General features: G+C 60.8%; 18 protein-coding genes and 1 pseudogene. 5 read left to right on the top strand and 14 right to left on the bottom strand.

Annotated elements, in window-relative coordinates; translation table 11 throughout:
- Complete coding sequence (uraH, locus tag IG169_RS09895; RefSeq protein ID WP_193176028.1) at positions 1 to 366, top strand: hydroxyisourate hydrolase; 366 nt, start codon at positions 1 to 3, stop codon at positions 364 to 366.
- A gap of 17 nt (positions 367 to 383) precedes the next feature.
- Here the strand turns inward: uraH and IG169_RS09890 are convergent, their stop codons facing one another.
- Positions 384 to 2,504, bottom strand: coding sequence for a glycosyltransferase family 25 protein (locus IG169_RS09890; RefSeq protein ID WP_193176027.1), 2,121 nt, complete (start codon positions 2,502 to 2,504; stop codon positions 384 to 386).
- 187 nt (positions 2,505 to 2,691) lie between these two features.
- Between IG169_RS09890 and IG169_RS24450 the strand changes: the two genes are divergently transcribed.
- Both IG169_RS24450 and IG169_RS09880 read left to right on the top strand, forming a co-directional pair.
- Positions 2,692 to 2,940, top strand: a complete 249-nt coding sequence (locus IG169_RS24450; protein WP_210325940.1) for a 2-oxo-4-hydroxy-4-carboxy-5-ureidoimidazoline decarboxylase — start codon at positions 2,692 to 2,694, stop codon at positions 2,938 to 2,940.
- Positions 2,921 to 3,046, top strand: a pseudogene (locus IG169_RS09880) (hydroxyisourate hydrolase); the annotation flags it as partial. The gene IG169_RS24450 and the pseudogene IG169_RS09880, both read left to right, overlap by 20 nt.
- 74 nt (positions 3,047 to 3,120) lie before the next feature.
- On the opposite strand, the gene IG169_RS09875 reads toward IG169_RS09880, so the two are convergent.
- From IG169_RS09875 to IG169_RS09850, 6 genes are all read right to left on the bottom strand, one after another.
- Positions 3,121 to 4,092, bottom strand: coding sequence for a GDP-mannose 4,6-dehydratase (locus IG169_RS09875; RefSeq protein WP_193176026.1), 972 nt, complete (start codon positions 4,090 to 4,092; stop codon positions 3,121 to 3,123).
- A 2-nt stretch (positions 4,093 to 4,094) separates the two neighbouring features.
- Positions 4,095 to 6,005, bottom strand: coding sequence for a transketolase C-terminal domain-containing protein (locus IG169_RS09870; RefSeq protein WP_193176025.1), 1,911 nt, complete (start codon positions 6,003 to 6,005; stop codon positions 4,095 to 4,097).
- 47 nt (positions 6,006 to 6,052) lie between these two features.
- A complete protein-coding gene (locus IG169_RS09865) occupies positions 6,053 to 6,802 on the bottom strand; it encodes an acylneuraminate cytidylyltransferase family protein (protein ID WP_343225632.1) in 750 nt (249 codons plus the stop codon).
- The gene (locus IG169_RS09860) at positions 6,796 to 7,638 is read right to left on the bottom strand and encodes an SDR family oxidoreductase (RefSeq protein ID WP_193176109.1); all 843 of its coding nucleotides are present in this window, start codon (positions 7,636 to 7,638) and stop codon (positions 6,796 to 6,798) included. The genes IG169_RS09865 and IG169_RS09860 overlap by 7 nt, the downstream gene beginning before the upstream one ends.
- An 84-nt stretch (positions 7,639 to 7,722) precedes the next feature.
- Positions 7,723 to 8,796, bottom strand: a complete 1,074-nt coding sequence (locus IG169_RS09855; protein ID WP_193176023.1) for an N-acetylneuraminate synthase family protein — start codon at positions 8,794 to 8,796, stop codon at positions 7,723 to 7,725.
- Positions 8,797 to 8,900: 104 nt separating this feature from the next.
- Positions 8,901 to 10,184: a hypothetical protein gene (locus tag IG169_RS09850; protein WP_193176022.1), complete on the bottom strand. Its 1,284-nt coding sequence runs from the start codon at positions 10,182 to 10,184 to the stop codon at positions 8,901 to 8,903.
- Positions 10,185 to 10,428: 244 nt separating this feature from the next.
- Here IG169_RS09850 and IG169_RS09845 point away from each other — a divergent pair, with 244 nt between their 5' ends.
- Positions 10,429 to 12,144 carry a capsule biosynthesis protein gene (locus IG169_RS09845; protein WP_210325939.1) on the top strand — a complete coding sequence of 572 codons (1,716 nt, stop codon included), beginning with the start codon at positions 10,429 to 10,431 and terminating at the stop codon, positions 12,142 to 12,144.
- A gap of 4 nt (positions 12,145 to 12,148) precedes the next feature.
- Here the strand turns inward: IG169_RS09845 and IG169_RS09840 are convergent, their stop codons facing one another.
- The 7 genes from IG169_RS09840 to IG169_RS09810 all read right to left on the bottom strand — a co-directional run bounded on the left by IG169_RS09840 (position 12,149) and on the right by IG169_RS09810 (position 20,892).
- Positions 12,149 to 13,084 carry a hypothetical protein gene (locus IG169_RS09840; RefSeq protein WP_193176021.1) on the bottom strand — a complete coding sequence of 312 codons (936 nt, stop codon included), beginning with the start codon at positions 13,082 to 13,084 and terminating at the stop codon, positions 12,149 to 12,151.
- Between the two features lie 18 nt (positions 13,085 to 13,102).
- Positions 13,103 to 14,200: a methyltransferase domain-containing protein gene (locus tag IG169_RS09835; RefSeq protein ID WP_193176020.1), complete on the bottom strand. Its 1,098-nt coding sequence runs from the start codon at positions 14,198 to 14,200 to the stop codon at positions 13,103 to 13,105.
- Between the two features lie 93 nt (positions 14,201 to 14,293).
- Positions 14,294 to 15,085, bottom strand: a complete 792-nt coding sequence (locus IG169_RS09830) for a hypothetical protein (protein ID WP_193176019.1) — start codon at positions 15,083 to 15,085, stop codon at positions 14,294 to 14,296.
- 120 nt (positions 15,086 to 15,205) lie between these two features.
- Positions 15,206 to 16,075: an ABC transporter permease gene (locus IG169_RS09825; protein ID WP_193176018.1), complete on the bottom strand. Its 870-nt coding sequence runs from the start codon at positions 16,073 to 16,075 to the stop codon at positions 15,206 to 15,208.
- Positions 16,072 to 18,015, bottom strand: a complete 1,944-nt coding sequence (locus tag IG169_RS09820; RefSeq protein ID WP_193176017.1) for a P-loop NTPase family protein — start codon at positions 18,013 to 18,015, stop codon at positions 16,072 to 16,074. The genes IG169_RS09825 and IG169_RS09820 overlap by 4 nt, the downstream gene beginning before the upstream one ends.
- Positions 18,015 to 19,649, bottom strand: coding sequence for a hypothetical protein (locus IG169_RS09815; RefSeq protein WP_193176016.1), 1,635 nt, complete (start codon positions 19,647 to 19,649; stop codon positions 18,015 to 18,017). The genes IG169_RS09820 and IG169_RS09815 overlap by 1 nt, the downstream gene beginning before the upstream one ends.
- Before the next feature lie 97 nt (positions 19,650 to 19,746).
- Positions 19,747 to 20,892 carry a hypothetical protein gene (locus IG169_RS09810; protein ID WP_193176015.1) on the bottom strand — a complete coding sequence of 382 codons (1,146 nt, stop codon included), beginning with the start codon at positions 20,890 to 20,892 and terminating at the stop codon, positions 19,747 to 19,749.
- A 430-nt stretch (positions 20,893 to 21,322) separates the two neighbouring features.
- On the opposite strand from IG169_RS09810, the gene IG169_RS09805 reads away from it, so the two are divergent.
- The gene (locus IG169_RS09805; RefSeq protein WP_193176014.1) at positions 21,323 to 22,501 is read left to right on the top strand and encodes a hybrid nucleoside-diphosphate sugar epimerase/sugar transferase; all 1,179 of its coding nucleotides are present in this window, start codon (positions 21,323 to 21,325) and stop codon (positions 22,499 to 22,501) included.
- The last annotated feature ends 25 nt before the right edge of the window (positions 22,502 to 22,526 follow it).

Raw genomic sequence — 22,526 nt, 5'->3', positions numbered from 1 at the left:
ATGCCCGGAAAACTCTCGACCCATGTGCTCGACACAGCGTCCGGCAAACCGGCGCAAGGCATGCGCCTGACGCTTTACAAAGCGCCGCCGGGAAGCGGGAAGCTGGAACTGGTCAGGCAGGCGGTCACCAATGTCGACGGCCGCACCGACGAACTGCTGCTCGGCCCGGACCAGATGGCCGAGGGCACCTATGAACTGCATTTCGAGGTCGCCAAATATTTTGCCGAGCAGCCGGGCGGCGGGACGGACAAATTGCCGTTCCTCGACGTCGTGCCGATCCGCTTCTCGATCTCGGATATCGGCGCGGGCTACCATGTCCCGCTTTTGGTCACGCCGTGGAGCTATTCGACCTACCGCGGCAGCTAGGCGCGGTTCAGGCGCTCTCAGATATAGGTTCTGGATTTAGGCATGCCGACGTCCTGAAGCCGGAAATAGCAGTAGAAAGCGAAGCTTGCGGCAAACCACATATAGGATTCTCCGAGCGCGAGGCTGACGTTCGAATTGCTCAGGTTCGTCACCAGGAAGAAAACCATTGTCACGATGAAGGCATGGGCGGCCGACCGCGCGATCAGTCCTTCGTTGGCCGTGCGCCAGACAATTCGGCAGGACCAGCCGCATAGATAGGCGTAGAACACGAGGCCCAGCGCGCCGTACCGTACGCCGATTTCGAGGAAACCGTTGTGGATCAGCTTGTAAGGCATCTCGGGATCGGAAGCACTTTGCCAGAGATGGAACCAGGACACACCGTTTCCGAAGATCGGGCTTTCCGCCCAGAGTTTCAGCGCTTCGCTCCATAGGATCAGCCGGGCGGAGAAGTTGATGGACAGGCCGCCATGCATGCCGACTTCGCGCATTGCCCCGACAAAGCTCTGGCCCTGGTCCATATGCGCCTTCAGGAGTGTCCACACACCGTGGATTTCGTCCGCATGGCGGGCGATTTCGCCGTGCCACAGCGTCGCGATCGCCACGACCGCCAGTGGCGCCGCCACCACGATGAGGCGGTTCAAGCCCCGGCTGATGCCTCCCGCCATGAAGAGAGCGAGCAGGGGGAGCGCGACCGCGACCGCCATCCAGACTCCTTTCGATTCCAGAACAAGGATATTGACGGCCGAAACGACGACAGTGACCAGGGCGAGCAATGACAATAACCGGCGATATCCTCTCGCTAGGCCCTGCCGCTCAGACAGGTAGGACAGGAAGGCGAGGGACAGCAGCAGGATGAAACCGTTGCCGATCGCGGCGTGAATGGTGTTGTTGTGGTAGTGCGTAACCGCGCGCACACCCGCCGCAATCGCGTGGAAGTCCATTGCCGCAACCGAAAACGCAAGCGAAATCAAGATGAAGGCGCTTGCCGTGGCAAATGGATTTCTTACGATTCTGAAGAAAAAATATCCGACCGTGGAATAGAGCGCTGTTAGCAGATAAATGCCTTCGGACGATTCGGTCCCGTATTCAGGATGCTGCGTGTGGGTGACCGCGAACCGTGCGAGCAGATAGACCGGCCACAACAGGCACAGGATGCCGGGGGGGCCGACCATCGGTCTGGCGTAGGTCAGGAAGTCATTCCGGAAGTATGAGACCAGTCCGATCGTGAACATTGCCAATCCGACGAACCGGTAGACATCGGATTCAAACCAGACTGCGGACACGAACAACAGTGTGACGAGCGTCCACAGAACGTCGAATACGGACGGGAATCGACGGAGCGGTTCATCGCTGCCGCTAGCCGTTGCCGCCAGCGGACTGACCGGCACGGCGGCGCCGGCTCGGGAGAGCATGACGTGATGCCCGCGAACGCAGTGCTGACCGATTCTGAACAGCGCTGTCCTTATCCGCCGGAATGGATGGAACTTCTCCTCGTCATATGAGGTCTCCGTGATGCACGAGGTGTGACAATGTCCGGAAAAACTGAAAACATTCGGTGAGACCGAGTAGATGGATGTCTCTGTCTGCCAAAATCGCTCCAGGGCTACGTCCCACGGCAGTTCCATGAACGCGAGAGCCGCCAGAAGCCGTTCCGCACCGCGGCGCGAAACGATATAGGCCGCGGCGGAGCCTTGCGGTCCGATGATTGTGCGCCCGATCTTGTCGCCGTATTCTGTTTCCTCGAGGCAGACGAACAGGCGACTTCTGTGATTGACCAGCCTGATCACATCGAAATCGGGCGCGGTCTCCATGATCGCCTCGATGCGCGACGCAGTGGAATCGTCAGGCAAGACATCGTCTTCCAGAATCAGGCCATGGGATGCGCCCTCATCGAGAAATGTATTCAGCGCCAGTAAATGACTGCGATAGCAGCCATATTCGCCGGACAGCATCCGGCGTCCGCACTTCTTCTCGAACTCCCGAAGATTGACGTCAACCCAGTCGTTACGGTCGACTTGACGGCCATCTATCGCGGATACGCGGTGGCAATCCCATCCCAGTCGGTCAGCGGTTTCCTTGATTGTCGTCCAACGCTCGCGCGACCGATCCAGATTGATCACGTACACAGGAAGGTTCACAGGCGCTGCTCGTTTGAAAATCCGTCTGGATGGCAAGAGCGATGGACACGATCATGAGGTGGAAGTCCACCCGCGAATATTGTTAGTTTTTTCAAACGACTGGATGTCTTCATCTCCACCGATCGCCGATTGTTGAGCCGCGATTGCGGGCGACCTGCCGGCGGAGGAATTCAAGCGTTTTCACCGGTTGAACGACACTTACAAGGAACGTTTCGGGTTCCCGCTCATTCTGGTAGTATGCGGCCGCGACAAGCACTCGATCCTTGCGGTATTCGAGCGGCGTCTGAACCACACGCCGGATGAGGAAAGAGCGGAAGCGCTCGCGCAACTCACCCGGATCGGCGGATTCCGCCTGAGCGACCTGAACGAGAAATGCCGACGGCCGCACCGACGAGTTGCTGCTCGTCCCGGACCAGATGGCCGAGGGCACTTATGAACTGCATTTCGAGGTCGCTAAATATTTTGCCGGGCAACCGGGCGGCGGAACGGACAAATTGCCGTTCCTCGACGTCGTGCCGGTCCGCTTCTCGATCTCGGATATCGGCGCGGGATACCATGTCCCGTTTCTGGTCACGCCCTGGAGCTATTCGACCTACCGAGGCAGCTGTGGCAGCAGTCAGAGTCCGCCGGCCCGCTCGATTTCCGCATCCACCATGGCATGCGCGACCTGTTGCATGCGCATCTCCGCGCGCCAGCCAAGCTTTTCGGCCGCTTTTTTGGCGTTGCCGCATCCGTACAGGAATTCCAGCGGCCGGAACAACGATCGATCGATCTCGACATGGTCCTGCCAATCGAGACCGACCCTGGCGTAGGCTTCGGCCACGAAGTCTTCCAGTGAATGCGGTTCCTCCGTGGCGATCACATAATCCTCCGGGGTATCCTGCTGAAGCATGCGCCACATCGCTTCCGCATATTCGGGCGCCCAGCCCCAGTCGCGCCGCACGGCCAGATTGCCGAGTTTCAGTTTCTGCGGTTCGCCCCTGGCCGCCTGAACCGCGCCGTGTGCGATTTTCCGTGTCACGAACCGATGCGGCCGCAACGGCGATTCATGATTGAACAAAAGCCCCGAGCAGGCGAAGAGACCGTAGGCTTCACGAAAATTCGCCACCTGCCAGTATGATGCGGCCTTGGCGATCGCATACGGGCTTTGCGGATAGAACGAAGTCTCCTCGCAAGCCGGAACTCCCTTCGTATCGCCGAAACACTCGCTCGATGCGGCATCGAAGAAGCGAATCCCGCCGCCCAGCGGGCGAAGCGTCTCCAGGATATTGAGCGTACCGCGCGTGATGCTCTCGAGGGTCTCGGTCGGCAGCTTGAACGACAGGCCGACGGAGCTCTGTCCGCCAAGATTGTAGATTTCATCCGGCTCGACCCTGTGGATGACGCGTTCGACGCTCAGGAAATCGACGGGCGATGCCGAATGCATGTTCACGCGTTCGCGGATTTCGAGCTCGCGGAGCTTGTCCAGCGGGGCTGCTTCCGCGTCGCGTGAGGTCCCGTGTACGGTATAGCCCTTGTCGAGCAGCAACCGGCTCAGATAGGCGCCATCCTGTCCGGTGACGCCGAATATGAGCGCAATCTTTCCCATGCTTACCGCATTGCATCCTGAACGCGGCTGGCCAGGGATTCCGCATCGAGCCGGTGATGCCGGAGAACCTCGTCGGCCGTGCCGCATGCCGGTATTTCGGCGACGCCTGCCTTTGCGAAAATGCGTCCGCTCAATTGGCCGAGGCGGGCAAGTCTCGCCAGCAGGAAATCGCCGAGGCCTCCGACGTCGCAATGATCGTCAATCGTCAGGATCGTTGTGTGCCGCGCCACCAGCGCACTCAGCCAGTCATCGTCTGCGATATTGAGCCATGGCATGTTGACCACCGTAAGCCCTATTCCTCTTTCGCGCAGAATCCCGGCGGCCGAGAGCGCCTGATCCAGCATGATCGGGCCATACGCAAAAAGAAGGGCGTCTTCGCCTTCGGTCAACACCGTGCCCTGGCCACGCGCCAGCCGGTAATCGTCGGGAAGCGGGATACGCCGCGGCGAGGGGCCGATATTCATTCGCAGGACGCAACTGCTGCGAGAGTCGCGAACGCAGTATCGCAATGCCTGCCGTGTTTCCTCGGCACCGCACGGCTGGATGATTTCCATTCCCGGGAGTGCGGCCATCAGGGAAATGTCGCGTAGGCTCTGGTGGGATTTTCCGGGGCCGGCGGGAACGAGACCGGCGAGGTGAAACGCATGGATTATCCGCGTCTCTTCCGTGAAATTGTTGAAGATCTGTTCGTTCGCGCGGCTGGCCAGGAAACACCCGAACGAATTCACCACTGGCAAAAGCCCGGATCTCGCCATGCCGCCCGCGACCGAGCACATGTCCTGTTCCGCGATGCCGTTTTCCACGAAGCGGTCCGGAAATTCGGCGGCGAAGCCCCTCGTTTTGCAGTCATCGGCCAAATCGGCGACGAGAACGCAGAGTTCAGGATGCTCGCGCCCGAGTTCGACCAGGCAATCGCCATAGGCTGAGGCGACGTTCTCATCCGACGGCGCGGCGCTGGCCGGAATCCTCTGAACGGATCGGGTTCCGATTTCGTCTGCACCGCTGGCGGCCATTACCGCGTTGACCCTGGCGAGCAGTTCGGCCGTCGCACGTTCGTAGTTCTCGTCGGACGGGGCGCCGGAGTGGTAGCGGTAGATGTAGTCGGAAGAGACATCCGCCGGCCCTTCCATGAAGGAAACGCCGCGGCCCTTCACCGTGTTGGCGACAATGATCTTTGGCTTGCCGTTTTCGCTTGGCGCGCACAGTGCGCCGGCGATTTGAACGTGATCGTGCCCATCGATCTCGAGACAGCTGCATCCGAACGCCTCGAACTTCTGCCGCAGATTGCCGAGCGGACTGATCACTTCCGTATGCTTGTCCGACTGGTATCCGTTGCGGTCGACGATGACGGTGACGCCGGCCATGCCCTGGTTGGCGGCGGTCAGCAGGGATTCCCAGATCTGTCCCTCCTGAAGTTCGCCGTCGCCGAGCAGGACATAGACGTGGCCCCCGTGGCCCTGCAGCCGCTTTGCCAGGGCCATTCCGCGGGCCTTGCCGATTCCCATTCCGAGCGATCCGGAATTCGCTTCGATGCCGCGCACGGCAATATCCGGGTGGCCGTCCGGCCCGCCGATGCGGCGCAGCATGAGCAGCTTGTCTTCGGCCAGGGCGCCGAACCCGTAAAGGGCCGCGTAGAGCCCCGGCGCATCGTGCCCCTTGGAGGAGAAGTAAATGTCGCGGTCGGGCGAGTCGAACCCGACCGCAAGCGTGTTCATGGCGCGAAGATAGAGGTGGACGACGATGTCCATCGCGCTGAAGCTGGATCCGATATGCCCGGAGCCGGCCTTCTTGATGGCGGTCAGCGCGTTCAACCGGCACAGGTCGGCGATCAATGCCAGCTTCGCATCGTCGGGGAGTGGAATTTCGGAAATCCGGTCGATTTCCGTTTTGGGGACGATACTCAGATTTTGCATGACCGCCGATACTCTCCGGTAAGCGGGTTGGTGGTCCGAACGATCTGTCAGACCGGGTCCGGCAGCGTCACGACGCCGGTATTGACCAGATGCTCGACATAATTCCAGTCATACTCGGTATTCACGTCCAGACCTTCGGCTTCGGTGGTCAGGAACGGCAAAATGACGTTGCCGGCAATCGTCTTTTGTTCCAGCGCAATACGCGTCCAGGCGATCTCCAGGCTGGCGTTTTGCACATACACCTCGGGGAGCGCCTGATACTGGCTGCTGTGCCATGGCTGCTCTTCCGGCGACAATGGCAGCAGGGGCAGCATCCGGTTGCCCCTGATCACCCACATCTTGCCCGGATGCTGCGCGCATTTTTCCACCGCGCGCAATGAATCGATGCCGTCTTCGGAACGGAAAGCGTTCCAGGCCCGCTGGATCGTCTCCGGCTGGCGGCAGGGGCTGGTCGGACGGAGAATGCTGAAGCAATCGAAGTGACGGCCGTTGGCCGCCAGATTGCGCAGGGCATGGTCGACCCATTCGATGTCGGGTGACTTCTCGCCGGCGATGCCGGCGGGCCGCATGAAGGGCACTTCCGCTCCGCGGGAGCGCGCCGCCTCGGCGATTTCCTCGTCATCCGTCGATACCACCACGGCCGAAAAGATACCGCTCCTGCGCGCCGCCGAGATGGTGTAGGCGATCAGCGGGTGACCGGCGAGCGGCCGGATGTTTTTGCGCGGCACGCGCTTTGACCCGCCGCGGGCTGGGATCAGGGCCACGATCGAGGGATCGGTGCTGTCTTTTGTCACCACGACGACCATCCCCCGTCGACGATGACATTGGAGCCGGTCATGTAGCTGGATGCATCCGATGCCAGGAAAACCATCGGGCCGATGACCTCTTCGGCATTCATCATCCGGCCGATCGGCATGCGCGAAAGATAGGCTTCGAGGAATTCCGCCGGCTGGTCGTTTAAAATCCCGGCGAGCGTCAACGTGTTCACGCGGACCCCCTTCTTCGCCCAGTAGGTCGCGAGATAGCGTGTCAGGTTGATCACCGCCGACTTGGACGCGGAATAGGCGACGGGCTTGTAAAAGGTTTCACCCTGTTGCCGCCGGTATTCGTAGATATCCTGCACGGGCGAGAGGATCCCGTAGATCGACGAGATGTTGATGATCGAACCGCGTCCGGCCGCCGCCATGCGTCCGCCTACGGCCTGGCAGCACAGCATGGTGCCCTTGACGTTCACATCCATCACGCGGTCGAAGGAGGCTTCGGGGAAGCTCTCGAAGGGCCCGTTTTCCTCCGGTGGCGCATCCGGCGGCGAATCCAGCCCGGCATTGTTGACGAGAATATGCGGAACGCCGAAGCTTCGCACGACCTGCTCGAGCGCACCTGAAATGGAGCGCGAATCGGTTATGTCGACGCGCAGCGGCAAGATCCTTTCCCGGGCGATCGCGTCGTCGATGTCCGGGTTCGGCTGTCCGGGTGTTTCGGCGATATCGAAGACGGCGACCCTGGCGCCGCGCGCAACCAGTGCCCTTGTATATTCCAGCCCGAGTTGGCCCATTCCGCCGGTCACGATCGCGATCCGGTCGGACAATGTGAAGAGCTCGTCGCCGGGGCCCGTGTTCCCGCGTGGGGCCATCTCGCTCAAATGCTTCTCCGCAAAGGCACCGAAAAACGAATATGTTCCGCGTGCACGTTCAATGAACCGGGCTGCCTCGTATCGTCACTCGGCGGCAATGGATTGCGGCTGGACAACGTCGAATTCGAAATTGTCGTCCTCCTGCAAGTCCCGCTTCAGGATGCCACCGACGATTTTCCCGAAATGCTGGGGCGAGAGCCCTCCGTCCGCCGGGCTTTTCATCGCAATATCCGAAGCGCTCAAAACGGTACCCGCCGGCAATGCGCGGGCCGCGACGAGTTTTTTTCCCATCTTTATGATCGGGTCGCGCTCGGATTCGTAGACCTTCTTCACGCCGTCGCCGACGGCGCTGCGCGCCCGGCCCAAGTCGCGGATCAGTTTGCGCAGCCCTTCCGGTTCGAGCGAGAAGGCGTGATCGGTGCCCTTGAGCGCACGGTTCAGGGTGAAGTGTTTCTCGATCATGCGGGCACCCATCATCCACCCGACAAGCGCCATTGCGATGCCGTTGTCATGCGACGACAGGCCGACCACCGCATCGGGAAACTCGTTCCTGTATGTCTCGATCACGCGAAGGTTTAGCTCGTCGAACGCGGCAGGGTAGCCGGACGTGCACTGGAAAAGACCCAGCTGGCTGTTGGAATCGAGCACGGTTTCGACGGCGAGCCGGACATCCGCAAGTTCGGCGCCGCCCGTCGAGACAAGGACCGGTTTGCCGAACGACGCGACATGCTTGATCAGCGGCAGCGACCGGACATCGCCCGATGCGATCTTGTAGGCCGGCGGATCGAAGCGTTCCAGGAAATCCGCGCTCGCAATATCGAACGGCGTCGAAAACAGGGTTATGCCTTCGTCCTTTGCGCAGGCCACGATGTCGGCGAATTGCTTTTCGTCGAATTCCAGCGCGTCGCGATGCAATCCATAGGTCGCGCCGTAGCTGTTCCGGTGATTGTAGGGCCTGTCGTAGAAGGATTTGGTATAGAGCGCCCGGTTGTCGCGCTTCTGGAATTTCACCGCGTCGGCGCCGCATTGCCTGGCAGCCCGGATCATGTCGAACGCGGTCTCCACATCGCCTTGATGATTGCAGCCGATCTCCGCGATGACATAACAGGGGGTGTCGTCACCGACCTCACGGCCTTCGATGTACAACTGCGCCGTCATGCGTCCCTGACCCGTTTTCCTGCCTGCCCGATGCGTCTTTCTTAGATTGCATGGATTGCTGCCGCAACCATTCGAATTCGTCCTCGACGGGCTCTTTTCGGGGTCTAGATATCGGCCTGCGCAAGGAACTGCCGATAGGTATCCGAACAGGCCTCCGAGATCTCCGATCGGACGTCGGATGGCAGTTCGGACGCGCGACCGAGGACAGACATGTCGATCCCGCTCGTTGAACGAAAAGAGGAATTCGACGTGACGGACCAGCCGTTGAATGACGGCGTCAGCATGGCCTCGTCGAACGGCACACCGATTTTTTGCGCAAGCAGGTCCATGACTTCGCGGGGACGTTCGATGAGCGACTTGAACCCGATCAGGACCACGCGCTCGCGTTGGGCATCCTTCAGGATGCATGCAGACCGTGCCGATCTCTCCCAGATCGCCAATGCTGTTTGCCGGTCCGCAAATTTTTCATTGTGGCGTGATGCCGAGGCGTACCAGTCGACAGGATCGCGGCACAGGCGGATCATGAATCCGTCGCGATAATCCTCGAAGAAGCCCTGGTTCCGTACCGTCTCCTCCTCCGGAGAAAACGTTCCCGGCGTAAAAGCGGTGACCGCTTTCTTGTCCGTTTCCAATCCGCGCCAATCGTGAAAGGCGCCGAAATAGGCGCTCAGGAAGATGTCGAGGCAAGCCCGTCTGTTGTTTGGCGGCGAGTTGGACCATTCATCCGCAAATGTCTCGACATAGCGCCAGTATGACCACCGGTGCGGTAAGACCGCCCCCACGGAGGATTCCGGCGCCTTCTGGTATCCGTGAAGATTGAAACGGCGCAGGTCTTTCAGATTGTTGTGGATCAGCGCTTCCGCGACCTGCTCGGTCCCGTCGGAAGGATCGACTGCGGGCCATTGGTGTTTGACGTCTCCGCCCCATTTGAGCTCGTGGGGAAAGGCAAGCAGATTCGGATGTCCGTCGAACAGCTGGGAAAGAAATGTCCCGCCGGACCGGGGTGCTTGTGAAATCAGAACGAGAGGCAGACCGCGCGCGTTCACGCGATGCTTCGCCGCGTTCTGGTACAGTATCTGCGCAGACAAGTCGAAGGTCTGGCGTTCCACGAATTTCTTCTGGGACCGCGCCGAGTCCCGGATATCGCGCTGCAGCCGATCGAGACCGGAGGTCAATTTGGCTTTGTCATGCTTCATCGCGTTTTCGAGGCGTAAAAGCCGAGAGCGGATCCGTTTGAAAAATGCTGCCGCCAGTAATCCGGTGACCACAGCGAGCACGCAGATGCCTGCTGCGGACAACCAGTATCCGTGCAAAAAAAGATCCAGAGCGATCAGGAGAACGCCGATTGCCGCAACAACAGCGCCTGTGAGAAGACCGGTTTGACGCATACAGCCTCGTCTGTTGGATTTCGCGCATCATACCGGTTGGTGCGATGAGGTGAAGCCGGGCCGCGAGGAATTCGCCAGGGGCAGTCAACATGCTGCGCCAGAGGAAGGTTGCCGCGGGAAAAGCCCGAAGATAAACGGTGTCGGATGGCTTCCCGTACGGGTTGCCGGTCAGATTGCCCTCGAACCGCTTCAAGGCTCCGTTGCAAATACACCGATCGAACAACGGTAATCTTCGGGTGCCGACATGAGCGGGCCGGCGTCATTCCTGCGCAAGGTGATCCGCCAGCCGGCGCTGCGGCCGTTGCGGCTGGCCCGCCTGAACTGGATCGCGCGTCATGGCGCTCATCAGGATTGGAACGAGGTTATCGGACCGGACCGGTCGGCGTGGACGAAAGCGGTCGGCGACGCCTCGGAAGGCAAGCGCATACTTGTCGCCACCGGCGTCGGCGGCCACTTCCCCGCAAGCGCAGTCGACAGGGTCCTGGCGGTCGCGCTGACAATGCGGGGCAACAATGTCCGTTTTGCCCTCTGCGACGGCATGCTGGATGCCTGCCAGAATTGCGAGTCGAGCCTGTTTCCGGACATCGGGCGCTTCGGTAGGGAAGGTCCCACCCGCGACCTCTGCGGCGCGTGCTTCGGTCCGGCCGCCGCGAGCACGGGTGTCCTCGGGCTGCCGATTGAGCGTTATGGCGACCATCACCCGGAGGAGGACAGACAAAAGCTTGCCGAGATTCTCGCCGGCATCGATACGGTGGAACAGGCATGCGCCCTACGCTGGAACGGGATGGAAATCGGCGAACATGCCTTGTCGGGCGCCCTTCGGTTTTTCGCACGCGCCGATCTGCAGGGGGAGACCTTCGCTCGGGCGGTCCTGATGCGTTACCTCGCCGCCGGATTGCGCACGGCGATGATCGCCGAGCGCATGTTCGCGGCCTTCAGGCCCGATATCGTGGTTCTCCATCATGGCATCTATGTCCCGCAAGGCATCTTCGCCGCAGTGGCGCGCCGATGTGGCGTTCGCGTGGTGACCTGGTCGCCGGCCTATCGGACGCACTGCTTTCTGTTCGCGCATGGCGAGACCTACCATCACGCGTTGATGAACGAACCCGTCGAAAGCTGGTCTGACACGCCGCTGACGGAGGAGCAGGACAGGCGGATCGGGGAATATCTGCGCAGCCGCTGGACCGGCGAGGAGGACTGGATCAGCTTTCACAAATCGCCGGACCTGCGTTTGACACACGATCTGTCCGAACTCGGCTTGTCGCCGGACAAGCCGTTGGTCGTTGCGCTTACCAATGTCATGTGGGATGCCCGACTGCATTATCCGGCAAATGCCTTCCCGTCGCAGATTGAATGGCTTGCCGATACGGTCCGCTGGTTCGCCGGCCGCCCTGACCTGCAACTGGCTATTCGCGTGCATCCTGCTGAAAACTCCGGGTACCCGCCGTCACGCCAAAAAGTGGCCGAAGAACTTTCGCGGATTTTTCCCGTTCTGCCGGGCAATGTTCATCTCGTCGCGCCGGAGAGCCGCTTGAGCACCTACGACCTTGCGCGCCAGGCATCCTCGGCGCTGATCTATGGAACCAAGACAGGAGTGGAACTTGCCGCGATGGGTGTTCCGGTGATCGTCGCGGGAGAGGCGTGGGCGCGAAACAAGGGCTTTACGACCGACGTGACCGGCCGGGGGGCCTACTACCGCTTATTGGACGATGAACTGCCTGGCAGGCAAATGCCTGAGGAGATGGTCAACCGCGCGCGCCGCTATGCGTACCATTTCTTTTTCCGCCGCATGATTCCCTTGCCGATGATCGAGAAATGCGCCGGCCCGCGCATGTTCACGGTAACCGGGGTGGGGATCGGACAGTTCCGGCCCGGGACATCCGCGGGTCTGGACGCCATATGCGATGGCATCGCGACCGGCGCGCCGTTCCACATGCCTGGAGAATCCGAGTCGGATTGACGGATCAGTTCCCTGGTGTTTCGGTGTGGCTGCGGATGAGTTCGACCAGCGGATCCCATCCGTAGATCAAAGCGGCCTGTCTTGCCGCTTCGCCCAGCTTGCCGAGATCGTTTGCGTCCGTGGGAAGGGCGTCGAGCTTGTCGATGTCCAGAATGTTGACGCCGTGCAGGTATTCCGGCGGCGAATCCGCGTCCAGATTGCTGATCACGACCGATCCGCATTGCATCGCCGTTTGCACGCTGGTGTTGTTCGCGCGCACCCCTTGGGGAAAAAAGGCCGTGAAATAGGTGCAGGAATTCAGGTAGTTGAACACCGCTGCGTCGGACAGGAAGCCGAGAAAGTTGACCCGTTGCCCGAAAATTTCCGTCATCTCTTCGAAGGCGGTCATGAAGCTGCCGGCGAAATCCGTGCCCTCGTGCAGGGCCGTGGACAGGTAGATGCCATAGGATTTCCCGGTCGCTTCCAGCAGTTCCCTGAGCCGGTAATACCGCTCGGCGCGCATCTTGTGCGCCATGCCGAAGGAGAAGACGGAAATTTCGGTCTGCGGAAACGCGTGCGCGTCGATCAGCGTTCCCGGACACCATGCTTCGATAACGCGCGGGTGACGCGGACCGAGGATGCGGGCCATCTGGGCATTGCCGACATAGATCCGGCTAGCGAGAGCGATCAGGCGCCGCTCGGTCGGCGTATCCGAATAGTCGTGCAGGAAAAGATCGATCGTCTGTGTCGCGTCGCGGCTGGCGATGAAGGCTTCAAGCCGGCCGGTGTCCTTGTCGGTGAACTCCGACAGCTTGATCGACAGGAGCGCATGGCGGCACTCGTCGGCCTCTTCGGAGAACAGGCTGACGACTGGTATGGCGAGCTTCTCTCCGAGTGCGTGATTGAACCGGGCGATGCCGCATGTGAACGGCTGGAGATGATAGCCCAGAATGCAGTCCATCGCTGAAACCTCGGTCTTTCAGATTTTCTCGTAGACGAGAACGCGGCCCTTGTTGAGCCAGTCCATGCGATGTTCGAGGTCGCTGCGCCGGCGGCACCCCTGCAGAACGAACATCAGGCGGAGCATGTCCATGTTCATGAGTGTGATATGCGTGGGATCGACGTCGAACTCGGTCGTGACATCGAAAAGCGTGTTCGGGCCGGGATGGAAACGCGTGGTTACATAGATGAACCTGTCGGAGATCCGGCACATGTTCTGAACCGCTTTCTGGACGTCCAGAACGGTCATGTGTTCGAGAACCTCGCGGCAGATGACGAGGTCGTAGCTGCGGTCGGGCAGGGCGATGTCGGTTATCGAGCCGATATGGATCCGCTCGCGAACGGACGCCGGCGCGATTTCCCTTGCCGACTGCGAGAAATCGACGCCATCCGACTGTACGCCCTGCTCTTCTAGCAGGGACATCAGCGCGCCGGGCCCGCATCCCATGTCGAGCACGCGGCCGCCGCCGAAGACCTCGCGGATGAGTTCCGGATTGCGTCCCTCGATCGAGCGCCGCGCCTCCAGGGAGTAGTTGTTCGCGTTCTCCCGCCAGTCATCGGTGAAATAGGCCTCGTCGTAACGTTCCGAGGATTCGGACGACTGGGTGGACAGGAAAGCCTCATAGGCCGAAACCTGCTCCGAGATCTCCGGAGCCAGACGCGAGGAAATCATGGCGGACGACGAGGAGAGTACCGTGTCGGTGTAGACGATCTCGATTCCAAGTTCGCCGCACAGCTCCACCTGGTCTTCCGGCAAACGGCCCTGCCAGTCCTTGCCCTTCACATAGACTTTCGGCCGAAGCGCCTTCAGCACCTCGACGGTCCCGGTATTGCTTGTATGGACGATATCGATCGGTTCGAGCGCTTCGATCAGTTCGGCCCGTTCCTCCTGCTTCAGGAGGGGCGGATGCTTCGTCGCCAGGTAGTCGTCGCTCGCAATATTGCACAGGACCGGTCGCCCGAGCCGGGCCGCCTCGCGAAAATAGGCGAGGTGGCCGTGATGGAGGGGATCGAAACAGCCGTCGACCATTGTCACTTCGCCGGCATATCGGGCCAACTCTTCGAAGTGTACCCGCATTGCTATTCGCTTCTCATTCGTTGGTACTCGTGGATAGGAGTGGAATCGATTGGGTGTCGAACCGGCCAGGGCACCGATGGCTGTTTGTCCGGTTCAGGTCCTGTTCTTCTTGGTATAGGCGCTGCTCGCGCCCCGGCGAAATGGTTCGTAATGGAATTCTGCTGAAAACGGCGCCTGAAACAGGGCGAGATCCTCGGATTTTGAGACGAAATAGGCGTTGACGCCGGAGAAGTCGCAACCAACGAGCGCCATGTCCTTGTCGCCGCCGATGCGCTCCAGCCGCTTCAGGGACGCGCCGAAGGTCTTCGATCTGTCCCATGCTCCGTCCGCCTCGTATGCGACTTCCCAATCGACATGGCGTGGCATGAAGGGATTGTACTCGATGCAGGCGACCCGCGATCGGCTATCCAGTGCGCGCCAGATGTGTGACGTGTTTTGATCGACGTCCACCGAAAGAAGGTCGAATTCCTTTTCGTCGCCGATCAGCCCGTTGATATTTTCCACGGTCGCCATTCCGTCCACGATCCGCAGCTTGCCGGATTCGCAATACGCGCTGAACGTTCTTCGGGCCAAAGCGCACGCGACGGGGTCGGCCTCGATCCAGATGCCGCTCCATCCCATGATTTCGAGGAAGAACCGTGTCGAGTTCTGAATGCCGTTGCTTGCGCCGATTTCGAGAAACCGCTGCGAACCTGGCCCGATACGGTTGAAAATCTCCGAGAGCACGGCATCCTCGAAATTCTGGGAAAACAGGGGACTTGCCGGTGTGCTCACGCATTTCGGATCGGCATATTTGCTCAAAGAAAGCCAGGGCATCTCGCTGACGATCGCCTTCACGGCGTCGGCGGCCAATGCGTGGGAATCCGCGAGTGTTTCGGCCTGCATTTTCTTGCGTTTGCGGAACGCGGATGCGGATCGGCAAATCTTCCCGGATATGGCTTTCAGTGTCATGCTTTTCCCAAGTCCCCGACCATTCGGACAGTGGCGTACGGCCCCATTCCGCGTCTAGCTCATGTCGGGCAATACCCACTCGCTGCGCATCATGAACCATATCCCGCACAAGAAGACGACGCCGATGAAAAAGGCGCTGACGAGCAACGGTACGGCAGGCCACTGGCCGATCCCGAACAGGGCGTAGCGGCTCGCCTCCATGATCGGGGTGAGGGGGTTGAGATAAAGGGACAGCGTCTGCCACCCCGGCGGCAATGCAGAAAGCGGATAGAGGACCGGCGTGCCAAAGAACCAGACTTGTGTCAGCATGGGCACGACGAACCGGGTGTCGCGGGTCAGGATGAACGCGATCGAGACGAACACCGTCAGCCCGGTCACCAGCATGGCCACGAGCGCAATCAGGACGGGGAACAAGGCAAGCTGCCAGCGCATCATCGAAGGCAGATCCACTCCGGCAATCCCGCAGACGATCACCGCGAAGACAAGGACCGAGAGCATTACGGCGCCATGGATCAGCGGCATGGACAGCGAAGCCAGCGAGAAAAGAAAGGCCGGCAATCGCATCATGCGCTGCAGGCGTCGCCCGGCAAACAGGCTGCGCATCCCGTATGAAATGCCGATATCGACGACGATCCAGACGGTCATCCCTGCCAGCAGGAAAACGGGATAGAACAGGCCGGGCGTCCCGAATTCCGTGACGTGCATGAATATGAGCGCCATGGCGGCGACCGGGGTGAGCGCGCGCAGGGCGATCCACCAGAAACCCAGCACCGTGCGATCGAAAATGCGTTGCACGAGATACCGCGCGACCAGCGGCAGTTGTGGCAAGCTCGCGACGACACGCGCGACATAATCCCCGACATCGCGCGACAAGGCCTTGTTCGGTCGGGTTGTGAAACGATGCGTGAAGCCGGCTACGGTCATTTTTCGTCCCTCGCGCCTTCGGTCTCGTTCCCGGCGGGTCGGATGTGCCATTCGATATCGGCGTGCAGCGGCGCCGCGCCGGGCCGGAAACCGGCCGCTGTGCCCGGTTCGCCGGACACGACCATCTCGCCATCGATCCTGAATTCGGCGCCGATCAGCAACGAGAAGGGATCGTCACGTGGTCCCGCATGCGGACGCGCCTGCACGAGGCGCAACAGGTATCCGCCGCCGGCAAGCAGGCCTGCCGGGATCCTCGCATGCATGGACAGGACATGGCCGCCGGGCAACTCGATATGCTGTGCGGGGGTTCTTGTCAGGATGTATTTGCCGCGCATGATGTCCATGCTGATTTCGCCCGGCGAGGGATATCGCGGAACAGGCCAGACGGAATCGATATCGATCGGCTGCGAGGACGGAAATGCGCCAGGTCCGGATTCGCCCGGAGTTGAAATTCGGATCGAAGCGGGCGGCAGGCCGCCGGTTGGTTCGAAAGTCTCGATCTCCCGGATTTCGAGCTGCGGCGTGACCAGTCCACGCCATTTCAAAGGCAGGAAAGGCCGAACGCCGGACGTCTCCGGGACGACCAGCACGGCATGCTTCAATGGCGTTTGAAGATATTCGCTGCCGTCGTCCCGGCGGCAGGATACCGTCAATCGCAGAGCCCAGGTCGCGGGCGATAACAGCTTGCCGGGAACGATAGCTGTGAGGCACGGGCGTTCGGGGAAAGGCGGCCTCAATTCCGGACCGCATGCGAGAATGGTCGGAAGCGTTTCCTTTGCGAGGATTTCCAGGCAGGGCCGGACGCTGGATGTGTCTTCGGGGAGGTCCAGTTCAAACCGCGCTTCGAAATCGTGCTCGGCAACGACAAGGGTCGGCTGCCGCTGATTTTCCGCAACGTCCAGACGGTCGCGCGCAGAGAGACGGAACTGGCCGCCCTCGGTAATTGACTGCGATATCCGAAGCGAGCCTGGTTCCCGCACTTCTGCACAGGTGGAAGCGGCGTCCGCATAATTCGGATCCCGGTTGCCGTTGGCCTCTTCGTCCGGATCTTCATCCAGTGAACCGTCATCGTCGATCCCGTCGTCGCGATCCGCGATGCCGGCTGCCGCTCCGAGGATATCCAAATGCTCCGCGGCGATATCGGCTGGTCCGAGGTCCAACAGGTTGCCGTTTTCGATCAGTGCCAGATGGGTGGCCCAGGGCAGGATCACCGAGAGCTTGCGCGCCGCCAGCAGGATGCAAATCCCCCGTGATGGTGCCTGTTGCACGAAGCGCTCCCAACGGGTGGCTAGACAAGGCGAGGGACTGCGCATGTCGGGAATTGCGACAATGTCGGCCGGCAGCAGGCACGCGGCCGCGAGCGCCATGTCGAAAAGCGCCTGTTTGGGGACCCGATAGGCCGGGAGATCGGCAATTGCATCCAGTTCGCGAACCGACCGGATCTGCAGCAGCGCGTCGGAAATGTCGCGGTCGGAAAATCGCAGGGCTTTCGCCAGCATCCCGAGATTTTCCGCAACCGTTCGAAACTGAAACGGGGCCAGTCCCGCCGCGTCGACCGGAAAAACGCGGCCATTGTATCGAACCTCTCCGGCTGTTGGAGCTTCCAGCCCGGCGGCAATGCGGACAACTGCCACGCCCGCTGCTTCGCCCTTGTCCGCGACGCCGATGACGGCACCCGTCGGAAAATTGGCGCTAAATGCTCGCAGATAGTGGATCGCCTGGCCTTTGTTGTAAGGGGCGCCGGGATCGCTGGCCGCTTTGGGCATGGCGCGAAAAAGGGCGGAGAATTCGAGCAGCCTGTTCAGTGCTTCGTTGCTTGCACCTCTCGGCCGCAGGTGCTTGGCGGGTGCGCGGCAGTAACCGACGCCAATAAAACTGACGGCAACGGAGGAGGGCTCGGAGAGCCGTGAGCCTGACATATGTTCGGCGGCGCGCGCCATCAGTTTCCGGGGATCCGCCGGTTCCGGGCAAGCCGGGTCATTCGTTTCGCCACGGCGTTGCGGTGCCGCCGCAGTTTCGACTTCGGCGCCTTGCCGGGCAACCGGCGCGCAGTGCCCGTTTCGACGGATTCCGGTAGGGCGGAAGTGGTTTTGCGAAGTCTCTTTTCTTCCTTGGCGCGCTTGATGTCGGACAGGATCCTGGCGGCCGGCAGGAAAAGAATGCGCACCAACCGGTCGCTCAGCCCCGGTTTGATGGGAGTTTTGTTCAGCAAGGCGGCGGCTTCGATTTCCCGCACCATCATCTCCGTCGCCGAAAAATCCGGTTCGGGGCTGCGTATGAAATAATCCACGAATGCGCGGTTTGCGTCGGGCGGCGGCGGATTGTCGAGCGCTTCGCCCAATTGGACGAGATGTTCTTCCATTGTGGTGGAGTATTTCAGCAGTCCGCCTTCGCGAAGGTGCCGGAAATGCAGCGAGCCGCTCTGCGTTCCCCGAAACCGATCGGTTTCCAGGCTCATCACGGGGCGGCCGATCAGCCCGGCTTCGATCATGGCGGTCGTGTTCACGCCGACGACGGCGCTTGCGAAGAAAAGCGTGTCGAAGAAGTCCTCCGCGCTTGCCGCGTCCACGGGATTCGCACCGCCACGGGGAAAGATGACGGCTTGTTCCAGGTCCGAGAAATCCTCGTCCTCCCACTGGCCGGCATTCTGGAAATGCGGACGGACCAGAACGCCGGCATTGCGGACGCGCTCGTTCCGGCTGTCGCGGATCGCCGCAATCCAGTTTCGAACATGTTCGGCTTCGTCGTGGCGGGATATGAAGTTCGAGGAACACATGAAAGCGATGTAGTCGCGGCAGCCTTCCAGCCCGACATGCGCGAGGAATTCTTCGCGGGTGCGTTTCGGCTTGCGTCCGAGCCACCGGTCAAAAGTGTGCGCGCCTGTGACACTGATTCTCTCGGAAGGGATGTAGTGATAGATTTCGGCTTCGTGTTTTTGCGGCCGGTTCCAGACAAGAACCCTGTCGGGACGGCATCTCAACAATCCCTTGTTGGTCAGGTTGTCCCAACTGGCGATCGCGGCGATTGCAGGGATGCCAAGGTGATTTGCTGTCTCGATATCGTCGACCTGTTCCGACGCGATGTTGACGAGCGGCGTGACGATGACGACGTCCGGATTTTTCTCCTGCAGATAGGTGCGGATTTCCTCGCAGACGGGCAGTTTGAACTGGATCCAGTTGAGGAACTGGATGGTGGTCCGCACCATCCATGCGCTGCGAAAGAAGAAAATCCTGTCCAGTACCTTGCCGAACGGGCCGATATATCGCCTCGACTTCTTGCTCAGCCGCTGCTGCAGAACCGGAGCGTCCCGGTAGTCCGGATGGTAGTAGCGGATGAGGTCGATCATGCCGCGCAGGAAAAAGAGCAGGGAGGTCCATTTGTCATGGCGCTGCGGCGCTCCGTCCCATGTCAGTCCGGGATAGCGCTCCGCGAGCCGCTCCTCGATCCCGGTCGGCGAATGATCCGGCATGTCGAAGCCCAGATGGACTTGATGCCCTTTCGCGAGCAGGCCTTCGATGCATGACGCGAAATTGCGCACATAGCCGCGGCGCAGGAGAATGAATGTCACGCGCATGCCGGACGCTTCCTCCCTCTGATCATCCGCGCGCCTGGTGGGCGCGTTTTCTCGCGGCTGCGGACATGAACAGCGGCCTTTAGATTGACCGGGGCGTTCATCGCTTTCCCGCTACTATATCGAACAGGTGACAACAATCCCGCAGGCGCATCAGGGTTACGTCCTGTCCGAGGCTCCGGCAAGCACGCATCGCGAGCAGCTGATGCGCTAAATTCAGATCGTTCGCGGAGTAAAGCCCGACGGATGGCGTGTTCGCGAAGACGGGTAAATAGGACGTACCGCCATAGGTGCCGACAAAGAAATCGGAATCGGCGATCAGCCGGGTTTGAAGATCGAGATTGTTCTCCGGCGTCATCCAGTCTCGCGCGGACGTGATATTGGGATGGACGGGCAGGGCGAAGGCGGAGTGGTCGTCGGCGCGGAATGTCGTGTCGAGACTTATGACAGGGCGTGTTTCCGCGATCTGCAGGATCAGACGTTCGATCTGCCCGGCGGTTTCATCCGAGTGTGGCAAACTCGTTCGGGAGTAGAACTTCACCGCGACGAAGTTGTCGGGAAGCGCCGGGCCGCTCCATTTCGGCAATTCGAAAAGCGGCTCGTATATTGCGTGTTTGAGAACCAGTTCCGCGCCGAGCCCGAGGCGTTTTCCATGCGTCCAGAAGACGACGAAAAAGTTGTACATGACGCTCGGGTGAAGACGATGATGGCTTTCTATGCCGGTTTTCGACGCAATCATCCGGATAAGCCGCGTCTCGGCCGGATCGACGTCTGGCTGCTTTTGGTTGCCCGATCGTTGCCAGCGCGCAGTGTTCATCTGCCGGTATTCATCGGGCGAGACCACCGAGAAGATGTCGCAATAGGTCGACGCGCCATTCCATGCCGGGCGGTTGTACCAGTTCTGCATCCCGCCGCGGGAAACGAAAATGAGCCGGTCCGGTGCGATTGAATAGCGTTCCACGAACCATTTGACGAACGGGATCCAGTACAGGACCTCGAATCCGAGTTCCGAAACCCAGGGACCCACCACAATCGGCCGGTCGTCCTGCTGAAATCTTTCGGCCAGTTGCTCAATGCCCGGCGCGAAGGTGGACAGCACGGAATCGTCTGTCAGGGAATACAGCTTCTTCTTGCTGTCGCCCGGTTTCGTGGAGTGTCCCGACGATCCGAGGCGCCGCCGGATCCGCCGCGCCGTACGCCAGCCGAAGCCGACCAGTTTCTGCAAGGCGCTCGCCTCGTCGGTCATTTGAAAACGGCCCCGCAGATAGTCAACATGGCCCTGGCGTTGTTCGCGGTCATCGGCTTTCGGCGTGAAGCGGCAGGCGGATACTTCGGAAAGCAGCTAGCGCAAACCGGTCTCGATGGAGTGGCTCGGGCAACAGACCCGTCTCGTGAGCAAACTAGTGCCCGGATTCTCGGCAAGTCAACAAGGCTTCGCCGCGTTTCGAGGTTCCTCCCCGCTTTCTCGATGCCGGCTGTTATTCGGTGATGCGAATACGGAACGGTGTTCATCGGCCGATCTCATGGATCCGATGTTCGACAGGATTCTGAAACTCTCGGAGCCGGCCTTGCCGAGGTGCCGCTGCGAAAGAGTTGATTATTCCGGTTGTGCAGAAGCCTCCTTGTGCATACTCGTCGGGATCTACCGGGGAGTTCGCCATTCAGGCTTTCCTTACATGACAATATCGCTCGCGATAACGGGGGCATCCGGTTCCATTGGACGGATGATTGTACCTCGCCTTGCCGATGCCGGAATCAGGCTGGTCCTGGCCGGTCGCGATCCGGACCGTTTGCATGCGCTGTTTCCCGGTCTTGATGCGGTCGGTTACGACGGTTTGCCGGACGCATTGCGCGGATGCGACGCGGTTCTTCACCTGGCCGTCCTCAACAATGATCGATCAGCGTCGCCGGACGCGTTTCGCGCGGTCAATGTCGATTTCCTCCTCCATGTCGCGGACATGGCACGAACGGCTGCCGTTCCGCTCTTCATCAATGCGGCGACGGTCCGGGCGCTCGATAGACGCGCGTCCGATCCCTACACGGCGACAAAGCGGGAAGGCGAGGCCGCGCTCGGCGGGATCGAAGGCTTGCATTGCGTCAATCTGCGCATGCCGGCGGTTTATGGCGGGCGTTTCACCGGCAGGCTGAGCGCGTTGAATCACCTGCCGCCATCCATGCGAGGGCCCGCATTGGCAGCGGCAGCCGCTTTCCGCCCGGTGGTCCACGCAGACCGCGTCGCCGGCGCCATTGTCGCGCTTCTGGACGAGGCGGAGGAACCCGACGTCATCGTTGCCGATCCGCCGGAGGACAACGCGGTCTGCAGGACAGGCAAACGGTGCATGGATCTCGCATTCGTCATCGTCGTCGCGATCCTGTTCTGGTGGCTGCTGGCGATTGCCTGGATTGCCGTGAAGCTGGGCTCGCCGGGTCCCGGCCTGTTCGCACAGCCGCGCGTCGGCGAGAACGAACGCGTCTTCACCTGTTACAAATTTCGCACCATGCAGATCGATGCGCCGCAGGCCGGCACGCACGAGGTTCCGGCCGCGCACATCACGTCGCTCGGACGTTTTCTGCGCAACACGAAGATCGATGAACTACCGCAGATATGGAACGTGGCGCGCGGCGAAATGAGCATGGTCGGCCCGCGTCCCTGCCTGCCGAGCCAGCAAGAGCTGATCGGTTGGCGCAGGAAATTCGGGGTGTTTCGCTGCCGGCCGGGAATAACCGGCTTGGCCCAGGTGCAAGGCGTGGACATGAGCGAGCCGGAGAGGCTGGCTCGGCTCGACGCGCGTTACTGTGTGCTGCGTACGCTGCCGCTCGACATACGGCTCTCGATTGCGACGGTGTTCCGCTGAACGTCGCAAATCGCGCCGTCGATCG

Source organism: Oricola nitratireducens, assembly GCF_014904745.1.
GTDB lineage: Bacteria > Pseudomonadota > Alphaproteobacteria > Rhizobiales > Rhizobiaceae > Oricola > Oricola nitratireducens.
Note: the sequence above shows the minus strand (reverse complement) of the source record. Positions and strands in the feature narration are given on the sequence as shown.